The sequence below is a fragment of the Affinirhizobium lemnae genome (assembly GCF_022968395.1).
GTDB lineage: Bacteria > Pseudomonadota > Alphaproteobacteria > Rhizobiales > Rhizobiaceae > Neorhizobium > Neorhizobium lemnae.
Genome location: NZ_JALJQZ010000076.1, coordinates 1 through 12,028, shown reverse-complemented (window position 1 = coordinate 12,028; position 12,028 = coordinate 1). Strand labels below are relative to the sequence as shown.

Sequence of the window (12,028 nt, the reverse complement as noted above, 5' to 3'; positions counted from 1 at the left end):
TACCAGGCAACCGCCTGTACAATCAGCCAGGCCTCGAAATGCCTGCCTTTGAAATCATCCTTCGACCGGAGCTTCAGATTCTCGGCAATAGCATTCAAAATCATCGGCTCGCTCCGCAACTTTCGGAGCGCCAAATTCCATGCCTATGGTCAATATACGGTTAAACCTGAAAATTTGCGACAAGCCCGATCGTCGTCATGGGCGGCGCGCAGACGCTCCAAGCGCGCAATGTCGGCCTCCAGCCCGGCCTTCTGCATCAGCCGCTCGTCTCCGGAGGCGATGGCCTTTGCCATCGCGAACTGGTTGGCGGCGCCTTCGTTGAGGTCTTCGAGCCTGCGGATCGATGTGTCACCGCTGAGCGCGGCAGCAATGAACCGGGCCTTGCGCTCGTTGTTCTGCCACATCGTAGCATCGAGAGATCCCTGCGTAGCATAGGCGAAGATGTCGACCTCATCGTGCTGGTTGCCCTGGCGGACAATGCGACCCTCGCGCTGTTCGATCTGTGACGGCAGCCACGGCACGTCGAGATGGTGGAGGGTCTTCAGCCTCAGCTGCGCATTCACGCCGGTGCCCATCGTCTCGGACGAACCGATCAGGAAGCGCACCTTTCCAGCACGAACATCGCCGAACAGGCGCTGTTTGGCTTCGGTCTTCTTGAAGTCCTGCATGAAGGCGATTTCCGAGGCCGGCACGCCGAGCCGGATCAACTCGTCGCGAATCCAGCGATAGGCAGAGAAGCCCCGCGATTTCTCGACATTGAGGGTACCGAGATCGGAAAAGATCATCTGTGCCGCGCCGGGAAGCTCGTATGGCTTGCCGTCCGGACGGATGTAACTCTTATCCTGCGTCTCCCGCCAGATCCGGTAGGCGTTACGGATCAGGAGATTGAGCTTGTTGTCCGGTTCGTCATCCATGGCCGGCATCACGAGCCTGAGATCGATCGCCGCATGGCGTCCGTCGGTGATGACGGAGAGGAGAATGTCGTCGCCGGGTTGCGCCGGCCCCTCGCGCTGCTCGATCGCCTTGATGCGCGTTTCGAGGATCTGCTGGTAGGCCTTGAAGGCAGGGGTAGGTGCCGCGGTCAGGATCTGCCGCTTGCCGGTCGCGATCTCCGGCACCTTGACGTATTGGCGCAAATCCTGCGGCATCACCACATCGGCGAAGGCGCGGAACATGGCGATCAGTTCCGGCACGTTGACGAATGAAGCGAAGCGGCTGACCGGCTTGTATTTGCCGGATGGCTGGAGCTCCAGTTCGGTGCGCTCGTCGCCGAAGTTGCTCGCCCAAGCGTCGAACTCGTGCAGGCCGCGCTCGCGCAAGGCCTCAAAGCCGAGCAGGCGTTGGATGGAGAACATTTCGCCGAGCGTGTTGGTGATCGGCGTGCCGGAGGCGAGAACCAGGGTGCGACCTGGATTCTTCGTCTCGATGTAGCGAGATTTCACATAGAGGTCCCAGGCCTTCTGCGAACCGTTTGGATCGATGCCCTTCAGCGTCGACATGTTGGTGGCGAAGGAGAGCTTCCGGAACTCCTGCGCCTCGTCGACGACGATCTGGTCGACGCCGATTTCGGAGATGGTCAGCAGATCGTCCTTAGCTGTGGAAAGCGCTTCCAGCCGCTCAGCCAAACCTTCCTTCAGGCGTTCGAGCCGCTTGCGCGAAACCCGGTCCTCATCATCGACCCTGGTCAGCAGATCCTCATAGAGCTCCAGCTCGTCGTGGATCATCTGTTGCTCGAAGGCCGAGGGCACGCCGATAAACCTGAAAGCAGAGTGCGTGATGATGATCGCATCCCAGACCGCCGTCGCCGCCCGCGACAGGAAACGCTGGCGCTTGTCTTTGGTGAAGTTGGTCTCGTCAGCGACGAGAATGTTGGCCGCGGGATAGAGGCCTAAAAACTCACGCGCCGCCTGCGCCAGGCAATGACCAGGAACGACCAGCATCGCCTTGGCGATCAGGCCGAGCCGCTTCTGCTCCATGATGGCTGCTGCCATCGTCATCGTCTTGCCGGCGCCAACAGCATGGGCAAGATAGGTGGAGCCGGAGGAGATGATCCTCCAGATACCGCGTTTCTGATGCCCATAAAGAGTGAAGGCGCCTGAGGCGCCAGGAAGTTTCAGATGGGAGCCGTCGAATTTGCGCGGCGCGATGTTGTTGAAGCGGTCATTGTAGACCCGAGCCAGCCGGTCGGTGCGATCCGGATCTGACCAGACCCAGGTCTGGAAGGCTTGCCTCATCCGCTGGAGCTTGTCGCGGGCCGCTTCTGTATCGACGACATTCAGCACCCGGCGCTCGCCGCCTGTATCCTTGATCGTGTCGAAGATCTGCGGCACCCGGGAATTCAGCGCATCGGCGAGCAGTTCGCCGGCATGGCGGCGGCTGGTGCCCCATTCCGATGTGCCGGCGGCGCTGTAACCAAGTTGCCGAGCCTCTACGGTCCAGCTCCCGAGCTCTGGCATATGATGGATGCGTATCTCCGCCCCCATCATCTCCTTGACGAAGGCGACGACATCGGACGCCGGAATCCACGGTGCGCCCAGGCGAGCGGTAATATCCGAGGGACGCAGATCGGCGGGCTGGACTTGCCTGAGTGCCGCGACATTGCGCCCGAAAGCCGGATCAAGCGCAGCGGCGGCTTCAGCCTCCGCAAGCTTGGTGCGGACCAGGCCAGAGAGATAGGCGTCGGAGGTCTGCCACGACCCGTCAGAGGGATCGCGAAAGATCGCATCACCCAGTTCGGCAATAACCGCTTGCGCGTCACGATGCAGGAGTTCGGCGATATGCTCGACGTCGACGCGGCCGCGCTCGTTGAGCACGACGGCGAGCGCATCGGCGGCGCTGGTGATATCAGGCAGCGCAGGCGGCGATATCACCCGTTCGGAAAAGATCGGACCGGGACGGGCGGTATCGGTTTCGAGGTCGTAATCCTCGATGGAAGCGACCAGCCAGCAATCTGGATCGTCGCGAAATGGCTGAAGGTTTGGCTGGCGATGGGTTTCGCGCACCTCGCCAGTCTCGGCGTCCTCCGAGATCGAAACCGTGGTGTGATTGATCGGGCCGAAGTCGCGCACGAACGACGACCAGGCGATGCGCAGCCGTACTTGGCTGTCACGCCATGGCCGGTCGTGCTCTTGTGCCTTCAGCACCTCCCGCACAGCATCGCGGACTGGAATGAGCTTGGTAACAATCCGGACGTGTTTTTCCGGCACTCCGTCGCCCGTTCGGCCCTTGCGCACCTGGATCGCGACCGGTGCGCCATCGACCATCTGCATGAGGCCGCGCCTGACATCGATGAAGAAACTGCCTTCGCGGACTTGTGTCTTTCCCCGTCGAAGGTCGACGATCTCGCCGAGATCATCCTCCAGGTCGATATCGATCGCGGTCGGCTCGCCATCATAAAGGCCTTCCGGAAGGAGCGAGATGGCGGCCTTCAGGGCTGTTTCGAGATCGACACCGGCCCGCGGTCGGCATGTATAGGTCTCGCCGAAGGGACCCGAGGTCAGGGCATGGTCGCCAAGCACGAAACCTGGATGACGGGCGAACCAGCGATTGACCCGGATCGCGCCCTCATCCTCAGTGGCGGGGCGAACCTCGTCCACATCAAGCCAGGTCTGGTCGCCCTCCGACTCGCCAATCTTGCGTTTGCGGAAGAACAGGATGTCGACCACGACGTCTGTGCCGGCATCCCGCCGAAAACTGCCTTCAGGCAGCCGGATTGCCGCGATCAGGTCGGCGGATTTGGCGATGTGCTCGCGAGCGGTGATATCAGCCTTGTCCATCGTCCCGGAACTGGTGACGAAGGCCGCGAGGGCGCCGGGCTTCAGCAGATCGATGGACCTTGCGATGAAGTAGTCGTGCAGCCTGAGACCAAGCGAGCGATATTGCCGGTCGGAGCGCACGGTGCGATCGGAGAAGGGTGGATTGCCGATCGCGAGATCATAGATCGCCGACAGGTCGGTGCGGGCGAAATCGCCCTCAATGATCCGGGCCTTTGGCTGGAGAAGCCGGACAATCCGTGTCGTGATAGGATCAAGTTCGATCCCGGTCACATGGGAAATGTCTCGAAACGTTTCCGGCATCAGCGCCGGAAACAGGCCCGTGCCGATGCCCGGCTCCAGCACGCGACCGCCGCGCCAACCCATACGCTGCAAACCCGCCCAGATCGCCCGGATGATAAACTCCGGCGTGAAACGCGCATACTGCGTGCAACGGGACAGGCTGGAATAATCGCTCTCGGACACCGCACTCTCGAGCGACGTGCCGAGATCATGCCAGCCCTCGCGGAAATCGACCTCGCCCGGGGGGCGGAACATGCAGTTCGCCAGCGCGGAGGCACCGAAGCCGGTGAAACGGACAAGCTTCGCTTGCTCGCCTCTTGTGGCGGATCTCTCCTCTTTTTCGATTTCGGCGGCAAGCAGGATGGCAGCGACGTTGGCTTTGGCCCGCTCTTTCCACGAGGCGGCGAGGCCGCGAGCTTCGCCGTCATCGAGATGGAAGTTCGTGTGCTCTCCCTGCCGGTTTGACGCTGACCTCCGGGACGGCGCGATCGGCCGCGCCGGTGTGGGCGCAGGCGGCGTCGGATCGGGATCGTCGTCATTTGCAGGTTTGAGGGCCCCCTCAGACGCAAAACCATCTGATGTCGTCACGCCGAGACTTAAGCCCGAGGACAGCGCTGTATTCCCGAACATGTCGAGGGTGCCAGACGGATCAAGCAAAAAAGGATCAATGGACATGAAAATGCTCTCCTTGGAAAAGGGGCGAGCGCCATCGTTGCCCTGGAGATGAACCTCAGGGCATGGCGGTCGCCGAGATGTTGGAAGGGTGGCTGCAATCACCGCTGTCAGCGGCGGATCGCACTGATGGACATGGACGTGCCATCCATAACGATCTGAAGGTGCGTCGCCTCGAACTGAGCCGCGATGAGCTTTTCAAGTTCGACGGCGTCGATGAATTTGACCCCGTCATCGCCCCCGAAATATCGTCTCTTGTAGTGCCAGTAATCCGGATTGGTTTTCGGATCGCACTCCTCGGCATGGGTGACGAGCGGACGCTGTTCCTCGGCAAGTTTTCCGCTGGACATCATGTAGACGCCCTCGTCACCGACCAGCCAAAGGCCGGCTCTGGTCACCACTTCAGGGGCTATTGCCTGATACGGCATGCGAAAGCCACCGTTTGCGGCCGCGTCGGCATGACCACGGGCCAGCACAGCGCGAATGTCCGTGAGGGAAAAAGTGAACATGTCGCTCCCCTCACGCAGCTTGTTGCTCGGGCAGGTAGCGCAGGTGCACCGGCAGCTTCGCCGCGATCTCCGCGTCGGTGAGATCTTCCAGCAGCTTGCATGTGGTGCCGCCTGCCCTAGTGAAGAACATCACCGTGCGCTTGCCATGATCGGCCTCTGGCCAACGCTCGCCGGCATAGCCGCGATAATCGTCCGCCGTGCTGCTCCAGATATGCTCCAGCCTCTCCTCGCGCGTCATCGCCCGGACAGGACGGGATTCACGCTCGATAATTGCGGTGCGCATGCGCTCGGGCGAACCCTTGTCTGCGAGGTCGCAATAGCCGTGGAAGTGCCGGGCGCGCCCGTCGATCCTCAGCGTGAAAAAGATACTGGTGATCGAGCCAGTCAGGAATTCGCGCATGGCGAACATGTCGCCGCGCATCCAGAGTGGCGGCAGGATCTCGAACATGTAATCGTTGGATGCCTCGCAGATCTCGAACCATTCGCCGCGATAGAGCGCACCACTGTCATCATTCTCCCACCGGTTCGGGCGTTGGGCATGGCGGTCGAACATGCGGAACATCTGGTGCCGGTCGGCGACACCCTGGAATACCTTGCGGATGGGAGAGAGGGTCATGAGCGGGCTCCTTCTGGCCTTCGTCGGGAGGGACGCGGCCGATCCCCATGATCGCCATCTTCTCTTCAGCCCTTCCTGACCCCTCCCCTGCAGCCGCCTCTCCGCCCAGACGGGTCAAGGGCCGGCAAAGCCGGGCGAAGCTTCACCCTTGACGCGACCGGCGGGTATGCGGCAGGTCTCTCCTGCTCTCCCTTTTTTCCTTTTCTTGCCCTTTTCTCTCCTGCAATGCTTCATTCCAGTCCTCGGCCGGCGGCGTCAGGCGAAACCAGTTGCAGCCGGCATCTTCGGCGATGTCGCGCATGCGGGCGGCGAAGGTCTCGCCCTGGCTGTTGGCATCGGTGGCGGCGACGAGCTCGGCGCCGGGACATGCAGCGAGCCTACGTACCGCAGCTTCCGTGGCCGGCGACCATCCTCCGCCCGTGCTGAGATAGAGGCTTCCCTCACGCAACCCTTCGAACGCAGCCAGGCTCATGGCGTCAATCGCCGCCTCGGTGACGCAGAGACGTGAGGAATCAAGAGAACCGAGACGGAAGAGCACCTTCGACCCTTCGGTCGAGAAGCCACGCCAGTCGGGGCCGCGCTCCTCCCAGCCGGTGACACCGCCATCGGCATCGACATGCGCCGCCCACATGCTTCCGTAGGGACCTTCCCGCAGGGCGTCGCTTTCGAGGGCGGCTCGAACGATGGTCTCAGGCAGGCAGCGTCCGTCGCGCAGATAGCGCCACGTCATCGATCCGCGCCACGGTTTGCGGCGCTGTTCCCATCGCTCCGGAATGGAACTGCGCGATGCGGACTTGCGAGCGGGACGGGTCCAGACCGGCTCTTTCGGGACGAAGCCGACCAATGAAGCGATGCGGTCCAGCGCTTCGACGAAGAGTACGCCGTCGAGGTGCTCGACGAGCCTGAAGACGTCGCCTTTCGCGTCGGACAGGGGATCGAACCATCCCCTCCCCTCATGGATGACGATGACGATCTCGGCTCCGCGTCGATACTTGACCGCTTTGCGGGTGCTTTCGTTTACGTCGACCGCAAAGCCGGCCTGCTCAAGCACGACAGTGCAAGGAACACGGTCCCGCATTTCTTCAAGTTCGTTTTTCTCCATTATCCTGCCGGCGCCCTCGCGTCCGCTCTTCTTGTCCGTTTCTTCATTTCCCGCAGTTTGCGGGACCGTTTCCGGCGGTCCGCGAAGAGCAAAGGAGGCAAGGGCGCGGCGGGCAACCTGCAGATCTGCACCTCGGCACCTGCGGCCATGCAGCCGCGGCGAAGCTTCCCTTGCCGCCTGCCGCTCGCAAGCGGCACCTGAAAAGGGAAGCCGGCTTAATGAGCCGGCCCGTATTCGAAGGGATCGAATTCGGCAATGGTCTCGACCTCGCCGTCAGCGAGTTCGTCGCTCGGGAGAACGCCGAACTCGTTTCCGGACCTGAAAAGCGTGACCGGGACCATGAGGGTGCGGGCAAGTGCGAATGCGTGGCGTTGAGCGAGTGCAAGATCCTGTGCCATGTGAGAAACCTCCGTCCGGAGCGGGCCGATCCCGCTCGATGGCTCCTCAAAGGGCCAGGGACGGTCGCGATCACCGCTTGAGGCGAATGCTCAAGCGGCCGCAGCTTGCTAGCGGACCCTCAACGGGTTGATCGGCGGAGATCCGGACCTGGTCCAGGACGCCATCGATGAAGAGCGGGATTGGTTCGCTTCGGAGGGCCGAGAGGTCTTTCGGCACAGGTCTTTCACCTGAGCCACAGCTGCAGCTCCACCCTGCTTCCTTCCGCCACAACCCCGTCGGCTGTTCGGCCCGAACAAAACAAAATGCGCGCTGGAGCTAAAGTCGTGGAGCGCCCACACCCGGCTTTCTCCAGATCACAGATCAGGCTAAGGACTGATACCAATGGGATATAAATCAGACTACAGACTGCTATAGATAAAATTCTACTCAGGCTACAGCCTGATAAAATGCAATTGATGATCAGACCATAAGCTGATAAAACAAACCGAATATCAGTTTATAGGCTGAACGATGAAAAGTGACACTCGCAAAAGAGCACGGGGACGGCTTGACGAAAGACTTCAGGCGCTCCAACCAATTGATCGGTTTAGGGCACCGCCGAAGGGATGGGTACGAGCGCTACGCGATGCCCTCGGCATGACGGGTGCGCAGCTGGGCACGCGCATTGGAGTCCGGCCGCAAACAGTTGAATCAATCGAAAAGTCGGAAGCGGCCGGGACAATCCAACTCAATACCCTCCGCCGCGCCGCCGAGGCACTGGATTGCACGCTGGTCTATGCCCTCGTTCCAAACAGCTCGCTTGACGCCGTTGTCGAGGCGCGGGCGCGCAAGATCGCAACACGCGAACTCCAGCGCGTCGCGCACACGATGCGTTTGGAAGCCCAGGGCACGGAAAATGCGGATTTCGAATCTCGCATCCAGGCATACATTCGCGACAGGCTGTCTGAGCGCGATCTCTGGAACGAAGCATGACGGATCTTTTCCAGGAACCTGAAGACGCGACGCCGCTTGAGCCGCAGGAACGAGAGGGTTTGCTCCAGACCTGGATCACTCACCGCCGCGACCTCAACGAAGCGGAAGAGGAAAACATCGTCGAGGGTGCGGCTTGGGCGCGTGGCCGGAGGCGCTTGCCACTCGAACGGATGCTCAGCGAAGACTTCATGCGGACACTACACAAGCGAATGTTCGGTGACGTCTGGCAATGGGCCGGCACGTTCCGGGCGACGGAGCGCAACATCGGCGTTCAGGCATATCGTATTGGAATGGAGCTCGCGAGCTTATTGAGTGACATCCGTTACTGGATTGAACACAAGACCTTTCCACCGGATGAGATAGCAATCAGATTCCATCATCGCCTCGTCGCCATCCACCCGTTCCCGAACGGAAATGGACGGCAGGCACGTCTCGCAGCCGACCTACTGATCGAGCGGCTTGGCGGTGATCCTTTTACCTGGGGCGGCGGCAGTCTGGCCAATGTTGGCGAATTGCGAGGACGCTACGTCGCAGCACTACGCGCGGCGGACAATCATGACATCGCTCCGCTTCTGGAATTCGCGCGCAGCTAACAGGGCCCATTGCATGTGTGACAAAGACGGGCGGTAGCCAGATGGAGCCCGATTGGCGGCACTCCAGGGGTCTCGGTCGCTTCCGGGTTCGCGACCTAGCAAGGATGTCAGGGCGCGTCCCAACGCCTTGATGCGATCAGGACTATCGTCTTAGTCATGAAATTGGTCGTGACAGCAATGGCGGCGCAGAGGCTCTCACTCGGCGTATATCGGCAAAGCTTCGGACCGAACTTGCCTTGTCGCTCGCCTGCACAATGGCTAATGCTGTTCAACGCTTCCAATCTAAAGAGGACAAAATGGCAACTGGTACCGTAAAGTTTTTCGCCCAGGACAAAGGCTTCGGATGGGCGTGTCGCAAATTCATCTGGTTAACTAGCTGTTGACCATGACGGTGGAAATTCCGCTCCCGATGTAGCGGAGCGTAGCCATGATTCTGAATGCCATTGTCGAGAAGCTGAAGCGCCAGTCGAAGGATGATTTCAAGGGGCGGCATTTCGAGGCATGGCTCATTGTTCAGGCGCTGACATGGTATCTGCGATACCCGCTCAGCTACAGAGATCTCGAGGAGATGTTCCTCGAGCGCGGCTTCGAGGTCGACCATAGTACAATCAACCGTTGGGTCCTCGCCTATGCGCCTGTCATTGAGAAGCGCTTACGCCAGTTTCGCCGACCGCATTGTGGCTCAGTCAGGATTGACGAGACCTACGTCAAGATCCGGGGCAAGTGGCGATACCTGTATCGAGCCATCGACAAGCACGGAAACCCGATCGACTTTTTGCTCACCGCGAAGCGCGATCTCGACGCCGCCAAGCGCTTCTTCCGTAAGATGCTCAAGGACGAGCCGCTGCTATCGCCGGGGAAGATCGGCACCGATGGCGCCAATACATTTCCTTCTGCGATCAAAACGGCCGTTGATAGTGGAATTTTGCATCCAGACCCGGTGCATTATGTCACCAAGCATCTTCAGCAAGGCCTCGAGAGCGACCACTTCCGAGTGAAGAAGAACATGCCCAAGATCGGCGGTTTCCAGTCCTTCAAGACGGCGCGCCGGACGATCGCCGGGTTCGAAGCGATGCTGTGGCTGCGCAAGGGCTTCGGCTTTTCCGGCGACTGGACCGTCAACGATCAAAACGATCTGCTCGCGTGCCTCTTCGGACTTCAAAAGGTTAACAAGGAGTAAACGCTGGGTGATTGTCGGCTCAACACGTCCCATCGCCAGCTTTGCGACACGCCCGAAATTTCGCTCCCGATGTAGCGGAGCGTAGCCGTGCTTCTGAATACCATTGCCGAAAGCTGAAGCGCCAATCGAACGACGATTTCGCTTCGCGGACCTCCGGTTCAAGGGACGGCATTTTGAGGCATGGCTGGTCATACAGGCGGTGACCTGATACCTGCGCTATCCGCTCGGCTACAGAGATCTGGAGGAAATGTTCCGCGAACGCGGCTTCGAAGTGGACACAGCACGATCAACCGCTGGGTCCTTGCTTATGCGCCTGTCATTGAGAAGCGGCTGCGCCAGTTTCGCCGACCGCATTGCGGATCGGTTCGGGTTGACGAGACCTACGTCAAGATCCGAGGCACGTGACGCTATTTGTATCGCGCCATCGAGGGCCAAGGAAACCCGGTCGCCTTCCTGCTGACTGCAAAGCGCGACTTCGATGCCACCAAGCGGTTCTTCCGCGAAATGCTCAAGGTTGAGCTGTTACTCTCGCCCGAAAAGATCGGCACGGACGGTGCCAATATATTTCCGTCGGTAATCAGAACGTCAGTCGATGATGGGCACCTGCATCTGAATCCCGTTCATTATGTCACCGAGCATCTTTCAACAGGGCATTGAGGGCGACCATTTCATTGTGAAAACGAGCATGCCGAAAATCGGCGGCTTCCAATCCTTCAAAACCGCGCGACGAACCATGGCGGGTTTCGAGGCGATGCTGTGGTTGAGAAAAGGCTTTGGCTTTTCCGCCGACTGGACCGTCAACGATCAGAACGATCTGCTCGCGCGCTTCTTCGGACTTCAAAAAGTCAACAAAGCATAAAGAGGCAAGCCCCATGGGCTAGTCTCAACCAACCGAAGCGTTTGCGACAGGGCCAGCCAACATCATCCATCGAGCGCAATCGATCCCGAGTTCCATGACGGCCTTTTTCTCGAATTTTATGCTCATCTCTGGCGGAAGGACATCAATCCATCGGCTGTTTTGCCCCTTATTGAAAAAGGACCGTCCATCATCCTTCCACAAGCCAGCACCATGAGGAACATAAAGGCGCGCATTGGCCCGCATGGAAACCAGGCTACAGTTGGCGAGGATGGTCGGCAACCTGCCCTCAGACAATGGAAGTTCAAGGAAGGCGGCGATTCTTTCAATCTGCTTTCCCGTATCGGCAACGAGATCTGTATAGTGGACAAACAATACGTTCGGTAGCATCCGCACCTGCCACCAGGAGCGCAGATTTTCCCAGAAGGGCCAAAATGGGTGTCCGTCCCGCTCCAGCCAAGTGTCGAAATAGTCACAAGCGGAGGTTTGGGTCGGCGCAAGTACCTTCAACCCACTAGCGGACGGCGGCGTCTTGTCGGCCGATAGCGGCGCATCCTGACGGGCCGCATTCTGGTGATCGAACAGGCTTAAAGCAATGTCGCGGCCATCACGTCCGATATATATGTATTTGGCCCTGTCAGAAAATGTCAGCGCATCGACGGGAAGATGTGTCTTGAAGAAGCGTCGATGAGTCTGCGCCTCGAGCAAATTCAGCTTGGACCTCTTGTCTGGATAGACGGAATCAATCCACGGGGAAATGCTTGCAACATCAACATCGTCACGACTATTGAAAATTAACTGCGCAACGATCTGTTGGACAAGCGTTGTTCCTGCTTTGGCATAGCTAGCAACGACAATATCGTCATTGCGATAGATGAAATCGTCCCAGACGGTGGCGTCGAAGAAGCGGTTGGCAAAATTCCGCTTCTTGAAGGGCAGGTCGTTGGTATCCAAGATATGCCTCAAAACAGAAGGTCAACCAAATGCGGACGCGCGCAACGGGCTTGTCGCAAACATATTCGGAGCTCGCGCTTATCCCCTAAGCATCCTCATTTTCATGCTTTGTTAAACTTT

The 12,028-nt window shown here is 59.5% G+C and carries 9 protein-coding genes and 2 pseudogenes; 4 read left to right on the top strand and 7 right to left on the bottom strand.

Annotation, left to right across the window (positions count from 1 at the left end):
- The 6 genes and pseudogenes from MUU53_RS22255 to MUU53_RS22230 form a co-directional block, all read right to left on the bottom strand.
- Window positions 1-104 (bottom strand): annotated as a pseudogene (locus MUU53_RS22255) (IS6 family transposase); the annotation flags it as partial.
- A 45-nt stretch (window positions 105-149) separates the two neighbouring features.
- On the bottom strand, window positions 150-4,730 hold the full coding sequence (locus tag MUU53_RS22250; RefSeq protein ID WP_247262803.1) for a DEAD/DEAH box helicase family protein: 4,581 nt from the start codon (window positions 4,728-4,730) through the stop codon (window positions 150-152).
- 107 nt (window positions 4,731-4,837) lie between these two features.
- Window positions 4,838-5,236: a DUF3085 domain-containing protein gene (locus MUU53_RS22245; RefSeq protein WP_247262802.1), complete on the bottom strand. Its 399-nt coding sequence runs from the start codon at window positions 5,234-5,236 to the stop codon at window positions 4,838-4,840.
- Between the two features lie 10 nt (window positions 5,237-5,246).
- Entirely contained in the window at window positions 5,247-5,852 is a 606-nt protein-coding gene (locus tag MUU53_RS22240; protein ID WP_247262801.1) for a DUF1419 domain-containing protein, read from the bottom strand.
- A 142-nt stretch (window positions 5,853-5,994) separates the two neighbouring features.
- Complete coding sequence (locus MUU53_RS22235) at window positions 5,995-6,954, bottom strand: DUF3991 and toprim domain-containing protein (RefSeq protein ID WP_247262800.1); 960 nt, start codon at window positions 6,952-6,954, stop codon at window positions 5,995-5,997.
- A 215-nt stretch (window positions 6,955-7,169) separates the two neighbouring features.
- Window positions 7,170-7,352: a hypothetical protein gene (locus MUU53_RS22230; RefSeq protein WP_080815030.1), complete on the bottom strand. Its 183-nt coding sequence runs from the start codon at window positions 7,350-7,352 to the stop codon at window positions 7,170-7,172.
- Between the two features lie 511 nt (window positions 7,353-7,863).
- Here MUU53_RS22230 and MUU53_RS22225 point away from each other — a divergent pair.
- The 4 genes and pseudogenes from MUU53_RS22225 (at window position 7,864) to MUU53_RS22210 (ending at window position 10,957) form a co-directional block, all read left to right on the top strand.
- A complete protein-coding gene (locus MUU53_RS22225) occupies window positions 7,864-8,325 on the top strand; it encodes a mobile mystery protein A (RefSeq protein ID WP_247262799.1) in 462 nt (153 codons plus the stop codon).
- A complete protein-coding gene (locus tag MUU53_RS22220; protein ID WP_168598787.1) occupies window positions 8,322-8,918 on the top strand; it encodes a mobile mystery protein B in 597 nt (198 codons plus the stop codon). The genes MUU53_RS22225 and MUU53_RS22220 overlap by 4 nt, the downstream gene beginning before the upstream one ends.
- A 427-nt stretch (window positions 8,919-9,345) precedes the next feature.
- Entirely contained in the window at window positions 9,346-10,098 is a 753-nt protein-coding gene (locus MUU53_RS22215; protein WP_247262798.1) for an IS6 family transposase, read from the top strand.
- A gap of 87 nt (window positions 10,099-10,185) precedes the next feature.
- Window positions 10,186-10,957, top strand: a pseudogene (locus MUU53_RS22210) (IS6 family transposase).
- A 24-nt stretch (window positions 10,958-10,981) separates the two neighbouring features.
- Here the strand turns inward: MUU53_RS22210 and MUU53_RS22205 are convergent.
- Entirely contained in the window at window positions 10,982-11,908 is a 927-nt protein-coding gene (locus MUU53_RS22205) for a sulfotransferase domain-containing protein (RefSeq protein ID WP_247262797.1), read from the bottom strand.
- Between the last annotated feature and the right edge of the window lie 120 nt (window positions 11,909-12,028).

What these genes read in the sequence shown, in the direction of transcription:
- MUU53_RS22250 (WP_247262803.1), bottom strand. Translation starts at nt 4,730, where the DNA reads ATGTCCATTGATCCTTTTTTGCTTGATCCGTCTGGCACCCTCGACATG.
- MUU53_RS22245 (WP_247262802.1), bottom strand. Translation starts at nt 5,236, where the DNA reads ATGTTCACTTTTTCCCTCACGGACATTCGCGCTGTGCTGGCCCGTGGT.
- MUU53_RS22240 (WP_247262801.1), bottom strand. Translation starts at nt 5,852, where the DNA reads ATGACCCTCTCTCCCATCCGCAAGGTATTCCAGGGTGTCGCCGACCGG.
- MUU53_RS22235 (WP_247262800.1), bottom strand. Translation starts at nt 6,954, where the DNA reads ATGGAGAAAAACGAACTTGAAGAAATGCGGGACCGTGTTCCTTGCACT.
- MUU53_RS22230 (WP_080815030.1), bottom strand. Translation starts at nt 7,352, where the DNA reads ATGGCACAGGATCTTGCACTCGCTCAACGCCACGCATTCGCACTTGCC.
- MUU53_RS22225 (WP_247262799.1), top strand. Translation starts at nt 7,864, where the DNA reads ATGAAAAGTGACACTCGCAAAAGAGCACGGGGACGGCTTGACGAAAGA.
- MUU53_RS22220 (WP_168598787.1), top strand. Translation starts at nt 8,322, where the DNA reads ATGACGGATCTTTTCCAGGAACCTGAAGACGCGACGCCGCTTGAGCCG.
- MUU53_RS22215 (WP_247262798.1), top strand. Translation starts at nt 9,346, where the DNA reads ATGATTCTGAATGCCATTGTCGAGAAGCTGAAGCGCCAGTCGAAGGAT.